This window comes from Alkalibacterium subtropicum (genome assembly GCF_900112455.1).
GTDB lineage: Bacteria > Bacillota > Bacilli > Lactobacillales > Carnobacteriaceae_A > Alkalibacterium > Alkalibacterium subtropicum.
Genome location: NZ_FOLT01000003.1, coordinates 247,526 through 272,611, shown reverse-complemented (window position 1 = coordinate 272,611; position 25,086 = coordinate 247,526). Strand labels below are relative to the sequence as shown.

24 protein-coding genes are annotated in these 25,086 nt (G+C 45.1%); 18 read left to right on the top strand and 6 right to left on the bottom strand.

Annotated elements, in window-relative coordinates; genetic code table 11:
- The first annotated feature begins 284 nt into the window (after positions 1-284).
- From BM049_RS04750 to BM049_RS04725, 6 genes are all read left to right on the top strand, one after another.
- The gene (locus tag BM049_RS04750; protein ID WP_091529081.1) at positions 285-554 is read left to right on the top strand and encodes a cell division protein ZapA; all 270 of its coding nucleotides are present in this window, start codon (positions 285-287) and stop codon (positions 552-554) included.
- Between the two features lie 23 nt (positions 555-577).
- Entirely contained in the window at positions 578-1,138 is a 561-nt protein-coding gene (locus BM049_RS04745) for a CvpA family protein (RefSeq protein ID WP_091529079.1), read from the top strand.
- A gap of 123 nt (positions 1,139-1,261) precedes the next feature.
- Complete coding sequence (locus tag BM049_RS04740; RefSeq protein ID WP_091529078.1) at positions 1,262-3,634, top strand: endonuclease MutS2; 2,373 nt, start codon at positions 1,262-1,264, stop codon at positions 3,632-3,634.
- Positions 3,635-3,737: 103 nt separating this feature from the next.
- Positions 3,738-4,049 carry a thioredoxin gene (gene trxA / locus BM049_RS04735; RefSeq protein WP_091529076.1) on the top strand — a complete coding sequence of 104 codons (312 nt, stop codon included), beginning with the start codon at positions 3,738-3,740 and terminating at the stop codon, positions 4,047-4,049.
- A gap of 287 nt (positions 4,050-4,336) precedes the next feature.
- The gene (locus tag BM049_RS04730) at positions 4,337-4,618 is read left to right on the top strand and encodes a hypothetical protein (protein WP_091487446.1); all 282 of its coding nucleotides are present in this window, start codon (positions 4,337-4,339) and stop codon (positions 4,616-4,618) included.
- 204 nt (positions 4,619-4,822) lie between these two features.
- Positions 4,823-6,274, top strand: coding sequence for an FAD/NAD(P)-binding protein (locus tag BM049_RS04725; RefSeq protein WP_177188592.1), 1,452 nt, complete (start codon positions 4,823-4,825; stop codon positions 6,272-6,274).
- Positions 6,275-6,338: 64 nt separating this feature from the next.
- Here the strand turns inward: BM049_RS04725 and BM049_RS04720 are convergent, their stop codons facing one another.
- Entirely contained in the window at positions 6,339-6,767 is a 429-nt protein-coding gene (locus tag BM049_RS04720; RefSeq protein WP_091529073.1) for a DUF2507 domain-containing protein, read from the bottom strand.
- A gap of 210 nt (positions 6,768-6,977) precedes the next feature.
- On the opposite strand from BM049_RS04720, the gene racE reads away from it, so the two are divergent.
- From racE to cbpB, 4 genes are all read left to right on the top strand, one after another.
- On the top strand, positions 6,978-7,799 hold the full coding sequence (racE, locus tag BM049_RS04715) for a glutamate racemase (RefSeq protein WP_091529071.1): 822 nt from the start codon (positions 6,978-6,980) through the stop codon (positions 7,797-7,799).
- Positions 7,792-8,400: an XTP/dITP diphosphatase gene (locus BM049_RS04710; RefSeq protein WP_091529070.1), complete on the top strand. Its 609-nt coding sequence runs from the start codon at positions 7,792-7,794 to the stop codon at positions 8,398-8,400. The genes racE and BM049_RS04710 overlap by 8 nt, the downstream gene beginning before the upstream one ends.
- An 18-nt stretch (positions 8,401-8,418) precedes the next feature.
- Positions 8,419-8,943 carry a metallophosphoesterase family protein gene (locus BM049_RS04705; protein ID WP_091529068.1) on the top strand — a complete coding sequence of 175 codons (525 nt, stop codon included), beginning with the start codon at positions 8,419-8,421 and terminating at the stop codon, positions 8,941-8,943.
- Between the two features lie 178 nt (positions 8,944-9,121).
- The gene (gene cbpB, locus BM049_RS04700) at positions 9,122-9,601 is read left to right on the top strand and encodes a cyclic-di-AMP-binding protein CbpB (RefSeq protein ID WP_091529067.1); all 480 of its coding nucleotides are present in this window, start codon (positions 9,122-9,124) and stop codon (positions 9,599-9,601) included.
- A gap of 80 nt (positions 9,602-9,681) precedes the next feature.
- Here cbpB and BM049_RS04695 read toward each other — a convergent pair whose 3' ends face one another.
- Positions 9,682-10,563 carry a mechanosensitive ion channel family protein gene (locus BM049_RS04695; RefSeq protein ID WP_091529065.1) on the bottom strand — a complete coding sequence of 294 codons (882 nt, stop codon included), beginning with the start codon at positions 10,561-10,563 and terminating at the stop codon, positions 9,682-9,684.
- Positions 10,564-10,727: 164 nt separating this feature from the next.
- Here BM049_RS04695 and BM049_RS04690 point away from each other — a divergent pair, with 164 nt between their 5' ends.
- From BM049_RS04690 to BM049_RS04675, 4 genes are all read left to right on the top strand, one after another.
- Positions 10,728-11,138, top strand: a complete 411-nt coding sequence (locus tag BM049_RS04690; protein ID WP_091529064.1) for a DUF948 domain-containing protein — start codon at positions 10,728-10,730, stop codon at positions 11,136-11,138.
- 41 nt (positions 11,139-11,179) lie between these two features.
- Entirely contained in the window at positions 11,180-11,686 is a 507-nt protein-coding gene (locus BM049_RS04685; protein WP_091529062.1) for a YtxH domain-containing protein, read from the top strand.
- Between the two features lie 103 nt (positions 11,687-11,789).
- On the top strand, positions 11,790-12,332 hold the full coding sequence (locus BM049_RS04680; RefSeq protein ID WP_091529060.1) for a DUF421 domain-containing protein: 543 nt from the start codon (positions 11,790-11,792) through the stop codon (positions 12,330-12,332).
- The gene (locus BM049_RS04675) at positions 12,319-12,828 is read left to right on the top strand and encodes a DUF421 domain-containing protein (protein WP_091529059.1); all 510 of its coding nucleotides are present in this window, start codon (positions 12,319-12,321) and stop codon (positions 12,826-12,828) included. The genes BM049_RS04680 and BM049_RS04675 overlap by 14 nt, the downstream gene beginning before the upstream one ends.
- Before the next feature lie 56 nt (positions 12,829-12,884).
- On the opposite strand, the gene BM049_RS04670 is transcribed toward BM049_RS04675, so the two are convergent.
- Positions 12,885-13,985: a M24 family metallopeptidase gene (locus BM049_RS04670; RefSeq protein ID WP_091529204.1), complete on the bottom strand. Its 1,101-nt coding sequence runs from the start codon at positions 13,983-13,985 to the stop codon at positions 12,885-12,887.
- A gap of 204 nt (positions 13,986-14,189) precedes the next feature.
- Between BM049_RS04670 and ccpA the strand changes: the two genes are divergently transcribed.
- Positions 14,190-15,191, top strand: a complete 1,002-nt coding sequence (gene ccpA, locus BM049_RS04665; protein WP_091529057.1) for a catabolite control protein A — start codon at positions 14,190-14,192, stop codon at positions 15,189-15,191.
- A 276-nt stretch (positions 15,192-15,467) separates the two neighbouring features.
- Here ccpA and BM049_RS04660 read toward each other — a convergent pair whose 3' ends face one another.
- Positions 15,468-18,098 (bottom strand): transglycosylase domain-containing protein, encoded by a 2,631-nt coding sequence (locus BM049_RS04660; RefSeq protein ID WP_091529055.1) that lies wholly within the window; start codon positions 18,096-18,098, stop codon positions 15,468-15,470.
- A 180-nt stretch (positions 18,099-18,278) separates the two neighbouring features.
- Positions 18,279-19,244, bottom strand: a complete 966-nt coding sequence (gene trhO / locus BM049_RS04655) for an oxygen-dependent tRNA uridine(34) hydroxylase TrhO (protein WP_091529054.1) — start codon at positions 19,242-19,244, stop codon at positions 18,279-18,281.
- A gap of 271 nt (positions 19,245-19,515) precedes the next feature.
- On the opposite strand from trhO, the gene BM049_RS04650 reads away from it, so the two are divergent.
- A complete protein-coding gene (locus BM049_RS04650; RefSeq protein WP_091529052.1) occupies positions 19,516-20,862 on the top strand; it encodes a C40 family peptidase in 1,347 nt (448 codons plus the stop codon).
- 785 nt (positions 20,863-21,647) lie between these two features.
- Here BM049_RS04650 and BM049_RS04645 read toward each other — a convergent pair.
- Positions 21,648-23,453 carry a M3 family oligoendopeptidase gene (locus tag BM049_RS04645; RefSeq protein ID WP_091529051.1) on the bottom strand — a complete coding sequence of 602 codons (1,806 nt, stop codon included), beginning with the start codon at positions 23,451-23,453 and terminating at the stop codon, positions 21,648-21,650.
- Positions 23,454-23,562: 109 nt separating this feature from the next.
- Between BM049_RS04645 and BM049_RS04640 the strand changes: the two genes are divergently transcribed.
- A complete protein-coding gene (locus tag BM049_RS04640; protein ID WP_091529049.1) occupies positions 23,563-24,084 on the top strand; it encodes a VanZ family protein in 522 nt (173 codons plus the stop codon).
- Between the two features lie 142 nt (positions 24,085-24,226).
- The gene (locus tag BM049_RS04635) at positions 24,227-24,952 is read left to right on the top strand and encodes a YebC/PmpR family DNA-binding transcriptional regulator (RefSeq protein WP_091529048.1); all 726 of its coding nucleotides are present in this window, start codon (positions 24,227-24,229) and stop codon (positions 24,950-24,952) included.
- Positions 24,953-25,086: the final 134 nt, after the last annotated feature.

The window sequence follows — 25,086 nt, the reverse complement described above, 5'->3', positions numbered from 1 at the left end:
TAGAAGTATAAGCCTGTTTTCAAAGTGTCGAATACATGTGATATTCGGCTAGTAGGATAAAGAGGTCTCTTCTAAAGTACCGAATCATTCAAACTTCGGCACTTAGACTTTAATGGAATAAACCTGACTGTCGAACGCGGGGATATAGGACTTTACTGCTCTTATGATTTATTGAAACAGCTTTGCATCTTCCAATAAATCGTATAAAAAACCTTGTAACTAATGCACTTTTAGCGAATTCATGTTATTATAATAAAGAATTTGAGAAGCGAGGGGGCTGTGTCATGTCCGAAGGGAAGCGAAGATTTAAAGCAACCATAGATGGAGAAACATACACAATTGTTGGTTCAAAGCCTGAAAAGCACATGCGCGTTGTTGCTGAAACAGTAGACGAACAATTAACCCAACTGAAAGAAATGACCAAGGGTTTGGATAAAGAAAAGAGAGCCATCTTGCTGGCGATCAATGCAGTATCTGATCAGCTGGCCATGCGAAATGAATTGAACGAATGGAAAGAAAAATATAAGCAGTTGGAACAGACAAAAGAAAACTAACTGCAGGGAACAAGGAGAAAAGTATGCTGTTAACAGGAATTATAATCTTTACATTATTATTATCACTTTATAGCGGAGCACGACGCGGGCTGATCCTGCAGCTGGTCCTGACGATCGGCTATGCCGTTTCATTCTGGATAGCACTGAACTACTATCAGATGCTCAGTGATTATGCTGAAATGTTCGTTCCGTATCCGACACCTTCATCCACTTCAGCAAATCCGTTCGTTTTATACGGGATGGACTTTCTGTTTGAACTGGACAGCCCTTTTTATAATGGGGTATCCTTCGTGGTCCTTCTCTTTACCGGCTGGCTGCTTACACGAGTCATCGGCGGCTTGTTCCAGGCACTGGCTGATCTGCCGGTCGTGCGTACAGTAAATGCGATCGGCGGAGCGGTGTTAAGTTTCATTGTTCATTACATAGGGGTTTTCTTAGTTCTCTTTGTACTGTCAATGATGCCGATAGCCATAATTCAACAACAGTTCGAGTCCAGTGCGCTTGCCAGAGAAATCGTTACGGACACCCCTGAATTATCACAGCAGGTCTATGACTGGTGGGTAGCACAGGGTATTGAAGAATAATTTAAAGATATAAGAAGGAGAGTTGGTTGAAGGAAAACATCAGTATGATGCCTTTCAATCAACTTTTTTGTAGAGTGACAGAACAGAAGAAAAGCCTGATCCATTTATTTAAGGAGAGAAAGCATGACTGAAACATTTCAATCGTCATTTAAAACACTCGAATATGAAAAAGTAATCTTAAAGTTGAGCCAGCACACCGTTTCAAAATTAGGCAGAGAAAAAGTGCTCACCATCCGTCCGTCCAGCGACCAGGAACGAATCCTGGAGCAGCTGGAAGAAACCGAGGATGCGGTCCTGCTGATGCGATTGAGAGGCGGTATGCCTCTGGCGGCCTTTGAAGATATAAGGCCGCACTTGAAACGCGTAAGAGTTCAGGGAACACTGAACGGGACAGAAGTGGCTCAGATCGGTCGAATGCTCCGGACACTTCGGGAAATAAAAACATTTTTCAGAAAAGCGGAAGAAGAGGACATCCCCCTGAACCGCCTTTATGACAAAATCAGTGGACTGCAGACCTTTAATGCTTTAGAGAAAAAAATCTTCTCGATCGTTGATGAGGGAGGGTACGTCCTGGACGATGCCAGTGCGAAACTTAAAGGATTGCGGGACGGCATCAAACAGACGGAAGGGCGGGCCCGTCAGAAACTGGAAAGTATCGTCAGAGGGTCTCAGGCACGTTTTCTGACTGATGCACTGATTACGATGCGTAACGACCGGTACGTTATCCCGGTCAAGGCAGAGAACCGTTCGACCTTTGGCGGAGTGGTCCATGACCAGAGTTCGACCGGACAGACCCTGTTCATCGAACCGCAGAGTGTCGTCGACTTGAACAACCGCCTTCGTCAGTATCAGGTGGAGGCCAAGCACGAAGTGGACCGGATCCTGGCAGAACTGACCGTTGAGATAGAACCCTTCAGGGAAGAGCTGGAAGAGCATCTCAAAATGCTGGTCGATCTGGATGTGATCCAGGCGAAAGGCCGTTATGCCAAAGCGATCAAAGCGGTCAAACCGAGAGTAAGCAGTGAAAACCACGTCGAGCTGTATCAGGCTCGCCATCCACTGCTGGCTGAAGATGAAGTGGTCCCGAACGATATCATCATCGGCGAAGAGTACAAAACCATGATCGTGACTGGTCCGAATACCGGCGGGAAAACAGTGGCTCTGAAAACCCTCGGTCTGCTTCAGCTGATGGGGCAGTCCGGTTTGTTCCTCCCAGCCGAGGAAGACAGTACGATGGGCATCTTTTCAAGTGTCTTTGCCGATATCGGGGACGAACAGTCCATCGAGCAGAGCCTGTCGACCTTCTCGTCACATTTGACAACGATCGTCAATATCCTGAAACAGATGGATGATAAAAGCCTGATCCTGCTGGATGAACTGGGGGCAGGGACAGATCCTCAGGAAGGAGCGGCTCTGGCCATAGCGATCCTGGATGCGATCGCTCAGCGGGGCAGCTACGTCATGATCACTTCCCATTATCCTGAACTGAAGGCTTACGGTTATAACCGGTTGGAAACGATCAATGCGAGTATGGAGTTCGATGTGGATACATTGAGCCCGACTTATCGTCTGCTGATCGGTATCCCCGGAAGAAGTAATGCCTTTGAAATCGCCAGACGCTTAGGGCTGGATGGCATGATCATCGATTCAGCCAAACAGCTGATGAGCGGCGAGAGCCAGAGTGTCGATCAGATGATCGAAGATCTGGAAGGCAAGCGCAGACAGGCTGAAACGGAAGCCGGCAAAGCCACTGAAGAACTGAGAAATGCTCAGCGGCTCCACAGAGAACTCAAGGCGGAATACGAAGCGTATCAGGAAGAAAAAGAACGCCTCCGTAAAAAAGCGGAGAAAGAAGCCAACACTTATTTAGAGAAGAAGAAACAGGAAGCGGAAGCCATAATAAAAGACTTGAGACAGAAACAGCTTGAAGGTCATATGAATGAACCGCTCAAAGAACACGAATTCATTGACGCACAGACCCGCTTATCCAATTTGAAGGCGGAAGAAGAAAGTCTGAAGAAAAATAAAGTACTCAATAAACAGAAAAAGAAAAAAACGCTGAAAGTCGGCGACAGCGTCGAAGTCCAGTCCTTTGGTCAAAGAGGAACGGTCATCGACAAAGCCGATAATAAGCATTGGGTCGTTCAAATGGGCATGCTGAAGATGAAACTGCATGAATCTGACCTGGTACAGGTGGCAGCTGAAAAAGAACCCCAGCAGCGTGTTTCAGTCAAGCGTTCATCCAGCGCGGGGGTGTCAACTGAAATAGATGTCAGAGGAGAACGTGTGGAGGAAGCTGTGAACAAAGTGGATCAGTATCTGGATCAGGCTCTACTGGCGAACTACCCGAAAGTCACGATCATTCACGGCATGGGGACCGGAGCCGTCAGAAAAGGCGTGCATCAGTATCTGAAAAAACATTCTCAGGTCAAGTCATTCAATGATGCACCGGCAAACCAGGGTGGCAGCGGCGCGACGATCGTCACCTTTAAATAAAACGAAACACAACGGTAGACAACAATATAAGAATTTGCTATACTAATAAATGGAAAGAGTAACTTACTTTTAATAAGTAAGCGAATATATAGGAGGAATTATAATGGTAAGAGAATTAACAGATAAAAACTTCGATCAGGAAACAGAATCAGGCTTAGCCCTAACAGACTTCTGGGCAGCATGGTGCGGACCTTGTCGCATGCAGTCACCTGTCATCGACGAATTGAATGAAGAGTCAGACGGAAGTGTCAACTACTTCAAGATGGATGTCGACGCAAACCAGGCTACACCAAGCAAATTCGGAGTCATGAGTATTCCGACCTTACTCGTAACAAAAGATGGCGAAGTCGTAGACAAACTGATTGGCTACCACAGCAAAGAACAGATCCTTTCTAAATTAGAACAGCATCAATAATCAATAGTTGACCGGGAGCAAAGTCCAAACGCTTTGCTCCCTTTTTCTGTTTTAAATCTAGTTAGTAAGTTAAGTATCCTTACAATTATAATGTGTCTAATCTATGACTTTCCGCCATATATAACTAGTAATAACTGGAAAGGGACTATACATTTGCGTTTGCGTGATATAAAATGATGTTAATAATTACGGGATCCATACCACTTTTGATGTTCATCGTGTTATAGATCCGACTGTATATCTATCGAATCGTCCGCCTATTCTTAACTTGCCTGGAGAGTGATGTAATGTCTCATAGTGAAGAAAACCAGTCTGTATTGACACCAGCGATTCAGTACAGATACTTGATCGAATGTAAAGACAAAACTGTGGAACTGGAAGTCGAAAACCGGGATGTTCTGCATAACGCAGATGACGAAATCGATTGTCCTCTGGATGTCGTTTTGAGAAAAAACAACTACACGTTCAATGATCTGATGTCCTGGGATGCAAGAGAAGTCAGGTTTGTCGAAGTATGCGAGGACGAAGTATACACATTGAATAGAGTATCTTTAAACGTAAATCTATAAACTTAAAGTGATTTTTCTTTTAACGAAGATTGATCACTTTTTTTGTTTGTAGGAAAGAAACGCACCTGTCGTATCTCTTCCTCTGGCAGTAGAGATGGGCTGTCGAACGGATGAAAATTCGGTCGGATCTGTCAGCATCTTTTTAATTTACATTTAAATTCTGGTATGATTAAAAGGACAAATGACGAGCTGGAGGAGCGACGCATGCATATAGGGATTATTGGTTTAGGGGTAGCCGGCATCAGTGTTTTAAAAGAACTCGATAAACAGACCACACAGGAAATGAAAGAGCCTCTGTCTATCACAGTATTCTCCGACATCGAAGGTTTCGGGACAGGCTTTCCTTATCAGCCGGATGACGAAGCTCTGCTGATCAATCAGTATACTGAAACGATGAGTATCGACCTTGATAATCAGGAGGATTTCCTTGAATGGGTGAAAGAAAAGAGAAACTTGACTGACTTGAAAAATACTCATTTGCCGCGCAGTTTATTTGGCGAGTATATATATGAAGAGGCACTGAGGTTGATTGAAAGGCTGAATGTGACGACCGTGCGTGAAAAAGTTCAGGCTGTAAATATCCTTGAAAACGGTCAGTTTAAAATCACGACTGAGCGGACAGAAAAACAGGTGGACAGTGTGCATCTCTGTATCGGTCATTTGGCTTATCAGGATCCTTATGAATTAAAGGGAGAGACGCATTATATCTATAACCCATACCCGGCGGTGAGAAAGCTGTCATTTAAGAATGAGGCGCCGGCGATCGGTATCCTCGGGACCGGACTGACTGCCATTGACACGTATTTATATATAAAAAAGACGCATCCTAAAGCGGAACTGACTTTTCTATCTCTGGAAGGCCGGTTCTCATCCGTGAGAGGACATGAACCCGAAACACACACCCACTATATCTGCCGGGAGAGCATCCAGCATCTGATAGAAGAAAACACAGAATCAGTGTCCCTTGACCGGATCAAAGAATGGTTCCAAAAAGAGACGGCCGACCACGGCATCGACCTGTCTTGGGTCTGGCAGAATCTGGGCGAAGGAACGGTCGAAGGCATGCAGAAAGACCTGCAGCACAAAGAAGAGTTAGGGAAGTTTCAGGCGCTTATCCGCAAGATGCGAGACTGCTATGCCCTGTTGTGGAACGCTCTTTCAGATGAAGAAAAAGATGTGTTCCTGAAAGAGTTTGGACGAAAGTGGTCGTTTTTCAAAGCGCCCATCCCGCAAAAAACAGCCCGACATCTAATCAATGACATCTCTGGAGGTAAAGTTAAGCTGTTGAGTGATATCCAGTCTATCAAGAAAGAAAAAGAACGGTTCAATGTGATGTTCAACGATCATAAAGAACAGTCCTGCGATTATATAGTGAACGGCACAGGACAGCAGATGGATCTGACCCGTCATCTTCATCTTCAGCAGCCTTTAGTCAGACAGATGATAGAGGATGAAATACTGACGCCTTATCGTTATGGGGGAGCTCTGATCGAATATCCGTCGATGTGTGCGATCGACAGAAAAGGCAAGCCGATTTCCAATCTAAGAATATACGGCCAGCTGGTATCGGGAATACATTATGGCAACAGCAGTGTGGAAATGATCGCAAAGAGTGCCCGGTATGGTGTCAGAGACATGATTAAAGAGATTCATTGAATGGAAAAACCCATGCTGTGACAGGCTGTTTCGATAACAGCAGTCAGGAGCATGGGTTTTTATATTAGTCACTCAAAGATACTTGAGAGTCGGATTGCAGTAAAAAAGTGACCAGGGATTTTTTGGGGTAGACCGTATAGGTGGCTTCTGTGTAAGTGCCAGTCACCTGCTGATAGCCTTCTGCAAGAAAGCCGGCTTCCAATGAAAAAGTAGGATCGGTCTTATCAGACAGCCGATGTGTGACTAAAAGGCCGGTCCAGTCATAATGAAGGGTCTTTCGGGTAGCTTTTGTCTGAGTCAAATCGCCTGCAAAAACGGTGCGGGTCTGTTGAATAAGATCCTCCAGGGATGAAAAGGTAAAAGAACGAGCCAGTTCTTTTCCGGCCCAATACAATATATCTTCTTCATCTTCTTTAAGCAGGTTGGGCAAAAGAGCATCTCTTAAGAGACTGATACTGTCTAAGTGGGATGTGTGTTGGTTTTCAGCGTGCATAGTTTCACCTCTCGCTTTTCGTCTCTAATGTATACGCGTTTTGTCTTTCACTTTTCCACAAGATTCTTTATAATGGAAGAGGAGACAAAAATCATACTTATTTATTTTACCTTTTTTTTAACGAGGTTTCTATAGTAAGGTGCTGATTTAATTATAAGTGAGCGTGTTAATTAAAATATAAGACAGTAACTGAGATAAGGTTGTATAAATATGTTGAATAAACCAATAGGATTACTCGACTCAGGTGTGGGTGGTTTGACAGTGCTGAAAGCTGTGAAAGACCGGTTACCCAACGAGTCGTTTGTTTATATAGGAGATACCAAGCGGTGCCCGTATGGAAACCGTACAAAAGAGGAGATCATCACCTTTACACTTGAGCTGGTCCAGTTCCTGCTGGATCAGGATGTAAAGATGATCGTGATCGCCTGTAATACGGCTACTGCCCATGCCCTGGAAATAGTGAGGAGCAAGGTGGATGTCCCTGTCATTGGCGTCGTGGGACCGGGAAGTCAGGCGGCAGTTTCGACCACAGGCACCAAGCAGATCGGCGTACTGGCTACAGTCAGCACAGTCGAATCGGGATTCTATGAGCAGTCACTTTTAGACAAAGACAAAGGAGTGCAGGTCAAAAGCCTCGCTTGTCCGGAGTTCGTAGATATTGTAGAAGACAATGCCTATGAATCTGCTGAAGCAAGGCAACTGGTCGATGATAAACTGACGGGGTTCAAAACGCCGGAAATGGATACGGTCATTTTAGGCTGTACACACTTCCCGCTGCTTGCGCCTTTTATTCAGGAGGTCTTAGGTCCTGATGTGACTTTAATCGATTCGGGGGCCCTGACGTCTTATGAAGTGGAAAGTGTTTTAGATGAAAATAAGCTGGAAGCTGACGAGGCGAAAGAGAGAACGATCCGGATCTTTACGACAGGGCCGGTAGCGATGTTCCGGACCATTGTAGAGAACTGGCTGGAAACAGATCAGCTCGATATAAAAAGTATTGAACTGGAAAGGTTGAAAAAAACAGATGACTGAAAAGAATACGATCGTCATAGCGACACGAAACAAAGGAAAAGCGAAAGAATTTGAAGCGCTGTTCAATAAAAAAGGATACGGCATCGTCACGCTGCTGGATTTTCCTGATATCGAAGACGTGGAAGAAACAGGGGAAACGTTTAATGAAAATGCGCTGCTGAAAGCAGAAACGATTTCGGGAAAACTGGATACGCTTGTTCTGGCTGATGATTCCGGCTTGGTCGTGGATGCGCTGCATGGCCAGCCGGGCGTGTATTCTGCCCGTTATGCCGGGGAAGAGAAGAACGATGCGAAAAATAACGCCAAATTACTGAACGCACTTGCCGATCACAATGAGAACGAAAGACAGGCACATTTTCACTGTTCCCTTGCACTAGCCCGTCCCGGGAAAGACTCTTTGGTCATCGAGGGCAGACTGGATGGGGAAATCGCCGGTGTTCCTCGAGGAGAGAATGGTTTCGGCTATGATCCGCTGTTTTATCTGCCCGAAAAAGGGAAAACTCTGGCCGAATGCACCCAGTCTGAGAAAAATGAGATCAGCCATCGTGCAGATGCCTTGAAAAAGCTGGAACGTCATCTGGATGACTGGCTGAACGACTAGTGGAAAGGGAGTGGCTTGATGAAAATAGTAGTGGTCAGTGATAATCACGGAAATACGTATTTTATGGAAGAAATTTATATGATCCATCAGGAAGATACCGATGAATGGGTGCACTGCGGTGATTCAGAATTAATGGAAGACCATCCGCTGTGGCAGACGTACAAAACGGTCCTTGGGAATATGGATATCACGAATAAATTCCAGTTGAGCCGGACGGAATATATCAACGGCTTACGCTATCTGCTCGTACACGGGCATAAACACAGTGTGAAACGCTCGTATGAGAGACTGATCGAAGAAGCCAGAGCAGCAGACGTCAACGTTGTCTTTTACGGTCACACCCACATTCCAAAAGTGGAAAAAGAAGCCGGCATCGTCTTTATAAACCCGGGCAGTATTGCTCAGCCAAGAAATAGAGATAAAGGAACGTATCTAGTAATGCAGCTGGATGAGGGCTTGTCCAAAGCTGAACTGACATATTACGATCAGGATCATAATAGCCTGCTTGACTTGAATACCACGGTTTCATTCACTGACCAGTAGATCCAACTCCTCATTGATTTCTCATTTATTAAAAGGTCTTAACCACGATAAACAGCGTTATTGATAAGAATGTTCGAAAAATTCTAAGAATGTTCTCTAAAATGATGGCTTTATTTTGGAATTCAGAGAAAATAGGGGTACAATGTAAGTGAGGAGAATGGGTACGAGGAGTGAAGAAATGATAGGCGAAAAGGTAAAAAAACTGCTGATCGAGAGTGAAACGACCTTAGTCAAACCGGCTGAGCAGGTGGCTGTCGTTGGTATAAAAAACAGACTGAATCATGCCCTGCTGCTGCTGACGACCGATAAGTATGCTGTGGTCCCGGTCTTGGATGATCAGTCCAAGATGCGTGGGCTCATCTCGATGCCGACGATCATGCAGACGATCATGGACATACAGGATGTTCATTTTGAAAAATTGGGAGACATCGAAGTCGGTGAAGTCATGGACAGGGATTTCCCTTACGTATTAGAAGATTTTGAACTGGAGGATGTTCTGCATATGCTCGTCGATAATGCGTTTATCACCGTTGTTGATAGAGAAGGCTATTTTAAAGGAATCATCACCCGCAGCGAAATACTTAAAGGAACGAATCGCATCGCTCATGAGTTCGAGAAGAAATATATAGTTAAAGAGAAAGAAATCGTTGCACAATAGCTAAAGAAAAACCACTTCAATCCGCTTAGTTATAAGCCGATCGAAGTGGTTTTTTAAATAAAACTGCAGGCTGGCAAAAGTTAACCATTCGGCAGCTCAAGCGTGACATTGGGAAGGTCGATACCTGCTTTTGTCAGCGCGTCCACATACTTTTCATAAAAAATATTGCGCATACCATATTGCGTCCCGGATTTAGTATACATAATGATCTGGACGGCAAGCTGGCCGGGACCTACAGGCACAAAGGAAATTTCAGTCGGTGCAATGGTGATTTCATCATATTCAGGAATCGACTCCTTGTTCACCTGTTCCATGACTTTCCTCACATCCTGCAAGCTGGTAGAGGGATAGAGTCTGATCTGAATGAGCACACGCATGTCAGCCCGGGACCGATTACTGATAATAGTGATTTCCCGGTTGGGGATAAAATGCAGGGTCCCGTCAAAATCCTTTACTTGTGTGGTTTTCAGATTTACATCTTCCACGGTTCCTGTAAGACCACTGATCTCCACCACATCGCCCACATCGATCTGTTTTTCAAGCAGGATCATAAACCCATTTACGATATCAGCTACAAATCCCTGGGCACCTAAAGATAACGCTAAACCGATGACACCAGCACTGGCCAGTAGTGTACCGACAGGAATACCGATAAGTTCAAGGATCACGTAAACCAGGAAAAAGTAAAGAACAGCATTGAAAATATTTTTACTTAATTTATGCAGAGTATTCAAGCGGTTGGGTACCGTATGCTTTTCCTTGATGTAGCGGGTAAAGACTTTCTCGATCACATACCGTCCGATCCTTTTTAAGATAAGAAAAACAATGACGGCCAGTAAAATTTGAATGGCAATGATGAAAATCGAAAAAGCGATCTCCTGCCATTCAATGGATTCCCAGAATGCAGCAAATAAATTCAATTGCTCATCCACATCTTGCAGTACATCATTTGGTTGATCCATATAAGCTCCTTTCCTATTTTCCAATAAATGATAGAGTCAATTATTATTTTAACATGATTTTCAAAAGATACAATTTAATCGTGAGCTCAATTCTTCTTAGTTGCATTTAAATCAACTAAAGTGGTAACCTTAACTCATACAGAATATAAGAAAGAGGGATAATTATGACAGGTGGAGAAATAGCAGCATTAATTGCAGCAATTGCTTTTGCAGTACTTGTTTTAGGTCTGGTTTACGTGCTGTTCAAGGTAGCAAAAATGGTTTCCGAACTGAATACGACAGTGGAGGAAGCAAATAAAAGTCTAAGCACGATAACAAAAGATGCCGATCTTCTGCTGATCGAGGTTGAAGGTTTACTTAATAAGTCGAATGTCACATTGGATGATGTGAACGGTAAACTTGGTCTGACCGACCCATTATTCAAAGCTGTTGGAGATTTAGGCGAATCTGTATCCAGTCTGAATCATTCCACACGCAACTTGAGTTCGAGCTTAGCTACTATTTCCAAACGCGGAGCCTCTGTGGGTATTGCAAAAAGAGTAGGCTCGGCAATGAGCAGAGATAGAAGAAAATAACAGAACACTCATTTAATCAAAAAAAGGAGAGGTTTTATATTATGTTGATGCAAAAACTCGAAAAAGTCTATGAAGTCAAGGGATTTGTACTCGGAACATTCGTTGGTGCTGCTGTGGCAGGATTGACTGCACTTCTTCTGGCTCCTAAGTCAGGTAAAGAAGTACGCGGTGACATCAAGGACCGTACGGTCAAAACGAAGGATCAGGCCAAAGACTACGTGAATAAAGCAAAAGACAAAGGGATGGAACTAAAAGATTCTGTCAGCAGGAAAACGGAAGACTATAAGAAAGATGCTTCTGCAAGTTATGAACAGTTAAGTGGTCAAGCTGAAGAAAACATGGAGAAAGCCGGAGAAAATCTGGATAAAATCAAAAAAGAAGCCAAAGAAACGGCTGAAAAAGTCAAAGGAAAAATGAATAAAGAAGAAACTAAGAAAAATGATCCGACTGTACCGCAGACAACGTCTCGTGCAGTAAGCGCCGAGTCTCAGTTGGACTCAGAAGATGACAAAACAGATGCCACTTATTTCAATCCTGACAACAAGTAGAAAAATAATAATAAGTTAGGATGAAGGATGCGGTCGTTATCGCATCCTTTTTCATACATAAAACGGCAAAAGTCACATCAGGCACCAGAGGGGGAGTGGGAACTTGGACATCGAACAGATGGGAGAACTTTTCCTTGTCACGTTTTTCAGCTATATCATTGTTCTGTTTCTGCTCAGATTATCCGGTAAACGCACACTACTTAAGATGAATGCCTTTGATTTCATCATTACGGTTTCACTGGGTGCGGTTTTTGGAAACATGCTGATAAATTACAGGGAAAACTTGTATCAGGGGATATATGTCATCTTTCTGCTGCTGCTGTTTCAGTTCTTTTCCAGTCTTCTTTCTTCAAGATACGCCTTTTTTGACACTCTGCTGAAAGCTAACCCGACATTACTTTTTTATGAAGGTACCTATTATGAATCCATATTAAAAAAGGAACGCATTCCCAAGTCGGAGGTGCTGCAGGCCATGCGTGAACAGGGAATCGGTCGAATAGAAGAAGTGGGGGCTGTCATTCTGGAAACAGATGGAACGATTTCCGTTCTTCCAAAAGAGAAAAGTCAAGAGAAGGACCTGGATACATTAGAAGACCTGGATAAAAAAAGTAAAAATAGAAAGAAGGATTCAAATGACGATCATTAGTTTGATTGATGCTGTCAAGCTCATTGCGATCAGTGTGGTGAGTTTCGTTTCCATTGTTCTCATTTTGAGAGCATCAGGAAAAAGAACGTTATCCAAGATGAATGCCTTTGACTTTATCGTGACTGTTGCTTTAGGATCGGTTTTAGCTACGACGATCGTGAACTATAAGAATGCTTTCTGGAATGGTATACTGACCTTCGCTATGCTGGTTGTCCTGCAGCACATCGCTACCTGGTTATCTGTCCGGTTCAAATCGGTAGGATCCATGTTAAAGTCGGAACCTGCGTTACTCTATTACAATGATACCTTTCAGGAAAAAGCGATGAAAAGAGAGCGGGTGGACAGAAATGAATTGAAGCAGGCGATAAGAAAATCAGGATACGTGTCGTTTGAAGGCATCTCGGCTATTATTCTCGAATCAGATGGGACCTTGACTGTGATGGCAGACTTCGACAAAAGAAAACTTGAAAAAGAAGATTTCATTTTCATAGACTGACAGACAAAAAGATCCTGCCGCAAGAAGACACGAACGTCTTGCGGCAGGACCTTTTTCTATTCTGTTATAGGGAGTTCGATCAATTCTTTTGTTGTGCGGGTAAATGGGATGGCTCCGGATTCTGTGACATAGACACAGTCTTCGATACGGACACCGTAATACTCTTCAATGTATATACCGGGTTCTATCGAGAAACACATATTCTCTGCGATTTTCAGTGCAACATCTGGTGCGATATTCGGATATTCGTGAACAGATTTGCCTAACCCGTGTCCCAATCGATGAGAAAAGTACTCACCGTAGCCTGCCTTTTCGATATGCTGGCGGGCTGTCCTGTCGATATCACCGGCCTGTACGCCAGGCTTGACGAAAGCTTGGGCGTTTTCCTGAGCATCTTTAACGACTTTGTAGATTTCCTGCGTCTTTTTATCTGCTTTACCGTAAACGACTGTCCGGGTCATATCGCTCGTGTAGCCATGGTAAACGACCCCTAAATCAAAAAGGACCCACTCATTCGGCTGGAGCTTGCGGCTGCCCGGATTGCCGTGAGGACTCGCAGCGCGATCACCGAATAACACCATGGTCGGAAAACTCATCTTTTCGACCCCGTGTTTTTTTATTTCATATTCGATCAAGGCAACGACTTCTGCTTCAGTGATGCCATTTTTTAGTGAAGACATGCCGATTTCCAGCGCTTTGTCAGCTAGTCGACCGGCTTCTTTCATGATGTTGATTTCATGAGGCTGCTTGATCACTCGCAGATGCTGAATGAGCGCGGTAGCGTTTATGAATGCTGCATTTGAGAATACGTCTTCTAAAGCATGATAACGTGAGACCACGAGCGAATGTTCATCTACACCGACGGTTTTGATCGTATCGCTCTCGTCTTTTAATGCATCTTTGAGGAGGGAGCAGGGAGAGACTTCATCCCTATATGAAAGGATGAAGTCGCATACGGCAGCGGTTTTAGCCGCCTGTCTTTCAAGTTCCGGGACGATCATCCAGACTTTGTCTTTAAAGACTAGAACAGCCACTACACGTTCGTGCGGCTCGCTTTCAAAACCGGTTAAATAAGCGACGGTCAGTGGTTCATCAAAATAAAGCATGTCTATGTTTTCATCGTGCATCGTCTGCTGAAGTTTCTTTATCAATGTCATAAGTAGCCCTTCTTTTCTGTAATTTAAATTAAGTTTATCAGAAAAAAAGGCCATAGTATAGCTGAAGAAAGCCTTTTCTGAAAAAGAGTTAGAAAGTTTCATGAAAATTACATCTTATAATTGAAATTGTAAGCGGACTCTGTTATTCTGTATTAAGAAGAATGCGCTCACAAAAAATCAAATCTCTTTAGAAGGAGTCATATCATGGATAAACAGACAATTACGATTTACGATGTTGCCCGTGAAGCAGGCGTCTCGATGGCGACCGTCTCACGTGTCGTCAATGGCAACCCGAACGTTAAACCAACAACCAGAAAGAAAGTACTAGAGGTCATCGACCGTCTGGATTATCGTCCGAATGCAGTGGCCCGTGGACTGGCGAGTAAAAAGACCACAACGGTAGGGGTTATTATCCCTGACGTTACCAACCTTTATTTCTCATCACTTGCTCGCGGGATCGATGACATTGCGACGATGTACAAATACAATATCATCCTGGCAAACTCAGATAAAAATGAAGAAAAAGAAGTACAGGTACTGAATACACTGCTGGCGAAACAGGTAGATGGTGTTATCTTTATGGGCAACAAGATTACGGATGAACTGCGTGCTGAATTTTCACGTTCCCGCACACCTGTCGTATTAGCTGGTACAGTGGATCCGGACGAGCAGGTAGGCAGCGTCAACATCGACTACGAAAAAGCCACAGAAGAAGCCACCACGATGCTGATCGATAATGGCCACAAAAAAGTAGCGTTCATTTCAGAGAGTCATGAAGAACCGATCAATGGTGTTTATCGCCTGAACGGGTACAAGCATGCCTTGGAAAAAGCCGCTTTCCCTTATGAAGAAGAATTGGTCTTACAGTCTGAATACACATATAAAGTAGGGGAAGCCGTTTATGAACAGCTTAATAAAGCGGGGGCAACAGCAGCGGTCGTTGCTGATGACGAATTGGCTTTAGGCGTGTTGAATGCGGCACTGGATCGTGGCGTGAACGTACCTGAAGATTTTGAAATCGTCACATCGAACAACTCGAAGCTGACTGCCATGTCTCGACCAAGACTGACAACAGTAGAACAGCCGCTTTACGATATTGGTGCGGTAGCCATGCGTCTGTTGACGAAACTGATGAATAAAGAAGAAATAGAAGAAAAAACGATCACGTTACCTTATACGATCGGGAAGAAAGGCACGACGAAATAAAAAGGTGAGATGAGAAGAGGCTGGGGTAACCCCGCCTCTTTCGCTATGTAATAAAGGTCCTAAAAAATACGAGCTGCTGCAAGTTCTTCGATGATGTCGGTGGAGAATCAAACTGTTGTTGAGACGACTTCCTGAGTAAATTGTTCAGGAACAGGTCACTAAAGCGTTATTGAGACGACTTCCTGGGAAAAATGTTTGGGAACTAGTCGCTAATAAAAGAAGAGACTGGGGAATGAATCCCCAGTCTCTTTATTGTACAACCTAATATCTTATATCTTATTCTTCAGAATCATTACTGTCTTCATCAGATGATTCATCCGTTTCCGGATCGGATTCCGGTTCTTCTTCCTCTTCAGGTTCAGGTTCGGAATCAGCTTCTTCTTCCTCTTCTTCTTCTGGCTCAGACTCTTCTTCGTTATCACCAGACTCTGATTCTGAATCTGAGTCGCTGTTATCGTCGGATTCATCATTGTCAGACTCGTCTTCACCATCATCCGACTCCTCTGAAGGGCGTCTGCCTCCCCAGAATCGGGCCAGTTCTTCATCGCTTGCTCCAATGGCAAAGTCATAGACAGTTGGGCCAGGTACATTGTCTTCCTTGAAGAGTTCTGTATGAGTAGGGCCTGAATAGTTGAAGGTGCTGCCTCCAGGTGTTTCTACAGTTCCTGACTTCATTCCTGTTGCCTGTATGACAGAATCAGACGTCACATCTGATGGCATAGGGAATTGCTCCCCGATCCCAAAGACATCTGGGTTCACTTCGTAAACGGCGCTCACAAGCTCTGCCCAGAAATTTCGATTACGGCGGCTCGGATGAATACCGAAGTCATCGCCCAGTTTGATTTCGTTTGTCCCATAACCGATCCAGGTACCGAATGTGACGCGAGGGGTACCTGCAACATACCAGATATCCACCCGATCTTGAGTTGTACCGGTTTTTGATATCCAGTCGGCATCAAATGGCAGGTTATCCATGGTGCCGCGAGCTGTCCCCTGAACGGCAACATCTCTCAGTATGTCAACCAGCAGATAGTTGGCTGCTGAGCTGAATACTCTTGTATCTTCTGATTCATGTTCATGAACGATTTCACCTTTGCTGTTTTCGATACGCTCGATCACATAGGGTTCGACGTGTACGCCGTCATTACCTATACTTGAGAAAGCGCTGATCAAGTCAACAGGAGCTGGACCTTCACCTAGTCCTCCTAAAGCAAAAGAAGCATTATCAAATTCTGAATCTGGAATGTCTTCCGGACCTAAGCCAGCACGTCTGACATAAGCACCAGGATCATGTTTTTCTTTTAACTCCATCCAGATTTTGGAAGCTGGAATATTCTGAGAAATCGTGAGAGCTCTTCGGGTGGTCATCCACTCATTCGTGATCCTTGTCGCGTTTCCGACAGGTTTATCCACGTAATCTCCGATTTCCGGATTCCAGTCAGGCACTGTATAAGGCGTATCTGGAATAATGGTGGCAGGAGTGATCAAGTTTTCGTCAAGGGCCGGACCATACACAGCCAACGGTTTAATGACTGAACCTGGTTGTCTGTTCCCGTCGAATGCTACATTAAACTGTGAATAGTTATAATCGCGTCCGCCGATGAAGCCCAGTACACGACCGGTCTGATTGTCGATCATGGCACCACTTGTATTGATGGGCTTTGTTACTGTCTGTGTTTCACCTTCACTGTCTTCATACGTATAAGATCTTTCCTGGCCTAACTGATCGATATATTCAGCTGTAACTCGCTCGAGTGTATCGTGGATATCCTTATCGATCGTCGTGTAAACTTTATACCCTTGATTCTTCAGGGCATACTCGGCACGATCTTGGTATTCATTGGCCAAGTCAGGATTTTCCTCGAGCATTTCATCCGTGACTTCTTCTTCAGTCATGAATTTTTGGGCAAGCAGGTCTAATGACTGAAGATAGGCTACGTCATAAACATAAGAATTATCATCATAGTCGATGTTTTCCTGATTGATAAAGTCCTGAGTGATGTCGTAGGCACGAGCTTCTTCATATTCTTCTTGAGTGATATGACCTTCACGGTACATACGGAACAAGACTTCATGCTGGCGTGAAATACTTAAGCGATGGCTTTCTTTTATCTGACCATATTGCGTGTAAGGACTGAATACGATGGGGCGCTGTGGCAGTCCGGCTATGAATGCGGCCTGAGGAAGCGATACATCGCTCGCTGAGACGCCAAATATGCCTTGTGCAGCTTCTTCGACACCTGCAATGTTCTGTCCTTTGTTGTTACGTCCAAAAGGAGAAACGTTAAGATAAGCTTCCAGTATCTGATCTTTGTCTATCTCATTTTCCAGATGATAAGCAAGCAGGATCTCGTTTGCTTTTCGCTCATGCGTGACTTCAGGAGATAAAATCTGCTGCTTGATCAGCTGCTGCGTTAAAGTCGATCCACCAGTCGTTGCTCCGGAATCAGAAAGTTCCTGCACTAAAGCTCGGGCGACCGCTTTGGGCACCACACCTTCATGTTCGAAGAAGTATTCATCTTCTGTAGAAACAACCGCATTGATCAAGAGGTCTGAGACATTATCAAGAGGGACGGGCGTACGCAGGAGATCTGAGCGGACATCGCTGATCAGACTGCCGTCTGCATAATACATGCTGGATTTACGCGTGTAGTCTTGTATCTGATCGACCATTTCCTCCCGTTCCGGTATCTCTGAGCCGTGAACAAGAGAGGCAAAGTATCCGACTGCCGTCCCAGCTCCAAGAGAGCCGGCAACGAGCAGGACGATAATGAGTAAAATGACTAAAGCTTTAACGACACGGTAAAAGATATCGAAGTAATAGACAACGGATTCGAAACGCGATGACTGTTCAGTTTCTGTGGTTTCTTCCGACTGTTTTTGTTCTTCATTTTCAGATCGTTTCATTATAGGCTCCTTATTTAGTTTATATAGTGATATGACTTGGTATATTATAGCAAAATCAGAGAGAAAATAAAACGAAAGGCAGGGGATTCCCGGAACTAATCCGGTTTTGTGTCGAAATTGTTAAGAAACGCCGGGGCAGCTGGTCCCTCTGCGAAAGACGGACGCAGAGGGGGAAAGCAGCTATACCTTTTCAGGAAGACTTTCACCGATAGCTTCAAGACGCTTTGCAACCTCTTCACGGCTCAGCTGGTGTTCCTCAACATAGCGGTTGCGAGGATGCACACGACATTCATGCGTACAGCCTCTTAAATACTTGTGTTCGTTCTCTTCTGACATGATGACCTGACGGTTGCATTCGGGATTGGCACAGTTGACGTAACGTTCGCACGGTTCGCCGTCAAACCAGTCTCTGGCAATGACTTTCTTATCCACTTTGTTGATGTCGACGCTGATACGCTCGTCGAAGACATACATTTTACCGTCCCATTTTTCACCTTGTGTCTGTGGATCGGTTCCGTAGTGGTGGATCCCTCCGTGCAGCTGCCCGACATCTTCAAAGCCTTCTTTCATCAGCCAGCCCGTCAGTTTTTCACAGCGGATCCCGCCGGTACAATAGGTGACGATACGCTTGTCCATGAATTTCTCTTTGTTTTCCCTGATCCATTCCGGCAGTTCTCTGAACGAACGGATATCGGGACGAATGGCGCCTCTAAAGTGTCCTAAATCGTATTCATAATCGTTACGGGCATCCAGGACGATGGTGTTTTCGTCTTCCAGAGCTTCTCTCCATTCAACCGGATCGAGAAATTGTCCGGTCAGTTTGCTGGCATCATGGTCTTCTTCCCCCAGCTTCAATGAAACGATTTCCGGACGGTAGCGCACATGCATTTTTTTGAAGGCATGCCCATCGGCTTCGTCGATCTTAAAATAAATATCACTGAAGCGTTCATCCGAACGGACGGCTTCCATGTAACGGTCTGTCTGCTCGACTGTTCCTGAACAGGTGCCATTCAGCCCTTCTTCGGATACGAGAATGCGTCCTTTCAGCCCAATGTCCTGACACAGTTTCATATGTTCATCTCTGAATTTTTCCGGATCTTCAATGTGTACATATTTGTAATACAATAATACGCGGTAGTCACTCATGACTTTTTCCTCCTAGGATACATTTCAATACATAAAAACAATTAAGTGTAATCACTAAAAAGTATAGGTGTTGGGGCGCTAAATTGCAAGTAATCGGTACTTTTGGACTTGGGAAAGACGTCTAAGTGACACGGAAGCGTAACCTTAATGAAACCAGCTTATTATTTACACATGTTATACTTAGCCATAGTCAGGGAAAAAGCATGTTCATTGCTGATGGGGTATATATTTTTATCGATGTTAATTTACTTAAATATGGAGGGAAAGTCCGTTGAAAAAGAAATTGATTGTATCTGCATTGACAAGTACATTGTTAGTGAGTTCACTTGCGCTTACACCCGAAGTTCTGGCGAACGAGTACGATGAAGCTATTCAGGAAAACATGAATATAATCGAAGACACTGAAAACAAGATACATAACTTGGAAGGGACGATCGATTCTTTACACGTTGACGTCCAAACGACCGAGGATGAACTGGAAGCGATCAATGAGGAAATTTCAGCAAATGAAGAACGGGTCACAGAGGCTGTTGAAAAGCTGGAAGCAGCCCATACAACAATGAAAGCATTGCAGGAAGAAGTTTTAGAACTCGAAGCCGTTATTGAAATGCGGAATGAACAGCTGGAGAAACAGGCTAGAAAAATCCAGGTGGACGGTCAGGCAGTCAATTTCATTGAATTCCTCATTGATGCTGACTCCTTAAGTGATATTCTTGGACGCATCGATGTCGTTGCCAACCTTGTGGGCACAAACCGCAAACTGGTCGATGCACAGGTGAGGGATCAGCAGGCAGTCATTAAAAAACAGGAACAGACTGAAGAAACGATCGTCCGGCAGAATGCTTTAGCCGCTGAGCTGGAAGGCATGTCTGAAGAACTGGAACAGCAGCGTCTGGAAAAAGAAGTGCTGGTTGCCCAGCTTGCTTCTGCACGAGCAACAGCAGAAGAAGACCGGGACCGCTTCTTGTCTGAAAAGGCAGAGGCCGAAAAAGCAGTAATGGAGCTGGTCGCTGCCAGAGAAGAAGCAGCCCAGGCCGCTCAAGCAGCAGAGCGAAGACGTGCAGAGGCAGAAGTTGCCGCTTCTTCATCTCAGGAAAGTGGACCGGCTGAAAATGCTTCTGTCGGTGAAGCTCACTCTTCATCATCTGAATCATCGAGCAGTCAGGAAGCAGCTTCATCAAGTCAAGAAACACAGCCGGTTAAAGAAACAAGCAAGCCGAAACCTGATCCGAAACCGGCTCCTGAACAGTCAAGCGGTGGGGTGACATGGGAAGAGATCAGCTCGTATGCCAATGGTGTGTTAGGCACACCTTACCTTTACGGCGGGTCAACGACCCGAGCCTTTGACTGTTCAGGCTTTACCAGTTACGTCTTCAGACAAGTTGGAGTAAACCTGCCACGTTCCGCCGCCGGTCAATACGCGTCTTCACAGAAGGTATCGAACCCGCGTCCCGGTGATCTGGTTTTCTTCTCTGAAAACGGGTCACGTGTGAGTCATGTGGGCATCTATGTCGGTAACGGACAATTCATCGGTGCACAGACAAGTACGGGTGTCGCGTACACTCAAGTCCACTCGAATTACTGGGGACGCCGTCTTGTCGGATATGGAAGGTACTAAAAAGAGTATAGTGTAACAAAAAGCCCTGATGACAAACCAGAGATGGTTTGTCATCAGGGCTTTTAGCGTTGAAAGGATGATTCTCGTCAGTGGACGAGAATCGACTATACGGAAGGGCAGTAAGACAAAAAAACGGTCGAAGCAGCTGAACAGATCTTTGAATTCGGGAAAAGAGAGGAGCGTATGAAGGATCGTTCTCACTAGGACTTGTCGAAAGAATACCAGACTCACTTTCTAGGCAGATATTCTTGGATTTACAAGATGCAGAGTCTTAATTCGATATAGTCGTACTAAGAATTATGCTGAGTGAGCCGAATGCAGCCTTCAATAAACGTACTCGGATCAGAAAAAAATGTGAGCGAGGGAAATGGAGGGGGCAATAGGCGGGCTCCATTCAGATGACGCGCGAGTACTGTCAATGACGAATGCATTCGACGTGCTGAGGGAGCAAACATTCTGAGCAGTGTTAATGATGAAGGAATAAGGGGCACCCAAATGCTGACCAGCAGCGAGTACGTCTAATGGAGGGGACATTAGACGTACTCAGCCCCATGTATAAACTTGGCGAGCTTAATGAAGGGGACATTGAGCTTATTCAGGTATCAACGCCTCTTCAGCACGTCCATTGCCGGTCCGATAGACAGTACTCGGCTATAAGTGTAGACTGACTGAGCGCAATCAATCTATCATCAGGAAATCAACACGCAGATAAAGCAAAAAGGAGCAGCGGTCACCCTGAAAGAGTGTGCTGCTCCTTTCCAATCGACTTTGTTCACAGATTGATGTTAAACACGATCTGCGGTCAATGCAAGGTACTCATCGATATCTGTTAAGATCTCATCGATCGCTGACTGCCAGAAATCCGGCTGAGTCAGGTCGACTGCCAAGTGCTTTTCAGCCAGGTCTTCCGTCGTCATGCTGGCCGTATCTCTCAGCAGGTTGCGATAGTTATCGGAGAAGGACTGTCCTTCCTGCTTGGCTTTGGAATAAATCCCCAGACTGAACAGGAAACCGAATGTATATGGGAAGTTGTAGAATGAGATCCCTGTGATGTAAAAATGCAGTTTGCTTGCCCAGAACGTCGGGTGATAAGTGTCCAGCGAATCCAGGAAGGCTTCTTTTTGTGCCTCTTCCATAATGGTACTCAGTTCCTCTTCGTTGACGAGACCGTTCTGACGGGCTTCGTAGAAACGTTTTTCGAACAGGAAGCGGCTATGGATATTCATAAACATGATCGCCGCACGTGAGATTTTACTGTCCAGAAGGGCGATCTTTTCTTCTTCAGAGGCAGCGGCTTCAACAGTCGCGTCAGATATCAGCATTTCCGCAAAGGTGCTGGCTGTTTCGGCTACATTCATGGCATAGCTGCGGTTCAATGCCGGCAGATCACGCATGACGTGGCTGTGATAGGCGTGACCTAATTCATGAGCCAGTGTCGACACGTTGTTGGCACTGCCTGAAAACGTCATGAAGATACGGGACTGCTTGCTTTCGGGCAGATTGGAGCAGTAGGCCCCGGGACGCTTGCCTTCTTTGTCTTCAGCCTCGACCCAGCCTTCATCAAAAGCCCGCTGTGCCATATCCTGCATTTCCTGACTGAATGTTCCGAAGTGAGTGGTCACAAAGTCCTGTGCTTCTTCAAATGAATAGGTCTTCGGTTCATAATCACCGACAGAAACAGGTGCCGTCACATCGGCCCAGTTGAGCTTGTCTTTGCCCATAAGTGCTGCCTTGCGGTTCAGGAATGTGACTACTTTCGGCTTGTTCTCAGTGATCGTGTCCCACATGGTGTTCAGCGTCTCTTCTTTCATGCGGTTGTATTCAAGCGGCGGCGTCAAGAAATCTTTCTCGTCTCTCAAATCATAGGTCTGTAGTCTGAACCCGGCCAGATGGTTCAGTGTATCGGAAAACAGCGGCGCTTTTTCTTTCCAGGCCATCTCCCAGTCCTTCAACAGACGTGCTCTGACAGCCGGATCTTCAGACCCTGTCAGCTTGTTGGCTGCCTGTCCGGCTGAAAGGTAAATGATCTTACCGTCTTCCTCAAACGGCACGCTGACACTGTTGACGATGGTCTGGTACATATTGCCGAACCCATTCAATCCGTCCAGAGACAGCTTCTGGATGATTTTTTCTTCTTTTTCGGATAATAACTTCTGACCTTTTTCCCTTTTTTCCTGCAGTGGGAAGGCACTCTGTTTGAACGGTTCGGTGGCTACTAAAGTGTTCCATTCATCTTCCGGCACGTCTTTCAGCTTTTTCATGAAGAGGGTTTCCACTTCACTCATCTGACTGGCGACGGTACTGAGCTGATTCACCACTTTTGCAGCCTGAAGATCTTTAGTATTGGCTGAGAACAGACCGCGGGCAAAGGTTCCGGCTTCAGACAGGCCGTTGCCGATGGTTTCTCTATTTTCAAGGAATGCGGCCAGTTCGTTGAACTCCGGATGATCTTTTGAAGGCTGCCATGCGCTGATTTGAGTCAGAGTCGCCTGGATCAGTGTGTCTAGCTCTTTAATACGAGATTGCAGAGCCTCTGAATGACTTCCCCCTTCAAAGACGCTGTCCATATTCCAATTCTGTGATGCTGTCATTGATTATCTCTCCCCTTAAATTAGACTGTTTTTATTGTATCGTTTTTTTCTTTCCATATCCAGACACATCAGTTAGAATAGAGGTATTGACTGAATGAGGTGTATGAGAATGAATAGAAAAGTAAGACCTATAGACAATGTATATCTGCTGCTCGCGTTTGGTGTCATGGCTCTGCTGTATTACAGCTCCTCGATGGGGTATGAAGACCAGAATGTACAGCCCCTGCTTCACCAGTGGCTGGAAGGCGAACCTTTGAGTGGACTTTTTGAACGGATCGAATTTATGTATGCCGGCAGCGAAGTGAGCGTTGCCGCACGTGGTTACATAGGATTTATAGAATTCTTCATCAGAAAAGGGGCGCATTTTGTCTCCTACTTCCTGCTGGGATTATTCTGGTTCCTGGGACTAAGAAACCGGATGGCTCAACCGTGGCTCACGTTTTTAGTGGCCCTGCTGCTTTCGGTCGGTTATGCTTCTTTTGATGAGTTGAGACAGGCTTTTCATCCGAAGCGTACGGCGCTCATGGAAGATGTGATGCTGGATACCGCCGGTGCGCTTGTCGGGGTAGTAATAGCCTTGCTTGCCAGACCTAAGGGGAGAAGACGACAGAAACTGCGCTTCAGATCTTGATTCTGATCAGTGAGAAAGGAATAAAGGATAAGGAGTGGGTTGTAAGCGACACCACTCTTTTTCTGTCCGGTTGATATAGCTGGAGATTTTGGTATAATAACAAAGGAAAAATGTAAATCAAATTCAGGAAAGAGGAATTGTGATGGCAGGACATTCAAAGTGGAACAATATCAAGCAGCGTAAAGGCGCACAGGATGCCAAACGTGGAAAGATCTTCCAGAAATTATCTAAAGAAATTTACAAAGCAGCGAAAGACGGCGGAGCGGATCCGGAAATGAACGCCTCCCTGCGTCTGGCTGTGGACAAAGCAAAATCGAACAACATGCCTAACGACAATATCGATCGGGCGATCAAACGCGCAACCGATGCCGGACAAGGTGATAATTATGATGAAGTGGTTTATGAAGGCTATGGACCTAACGGGATCGCTATACTGGTTCATGCGTTGACAGATAACCTGAATCGTTCAAGTACCAATATCAGAGTCGCGTTTGACCGTAATGGCGGTTCTTTAGGCGAAAAAGGCTCTGTAAGCTACATGTTCGACCGTAAAGGCTACATCGCTATCGACCGTGAAACGACTGATGCAGATGAAGATACCATGCTGATGGAAGTGCTTGAAGCAGGTGGAGAAGAACTGGAAACCAGTGACGAAGTCTTTGAAATCTATACGGAAGCTACAGACTTCACTGCCGTTAGAGATGCACTAAAAGAAGCGGGCTTTACGCTGGATCAGGCAGAGCTGACCATGATCCCGCAGACGACCTTGCCGGTGCCTGCCGATAAGGAAGAAACATTTGAAAACCTGATCGATGCACTGGAAGACGACGATGATGTCAGTGAAGTCTACCATAACGCAGAAGTTTAATGAGTGATCACGAAAAAACTTAACAGATCGAAATAAGACCTTGAGTAGGTGGAGAAAATTTTTCCATTTATTCAAGGTTTTTTTCGTGAGCAAAAAAATAAAAGGACAATATATAAGATAGGACAAATAATTGA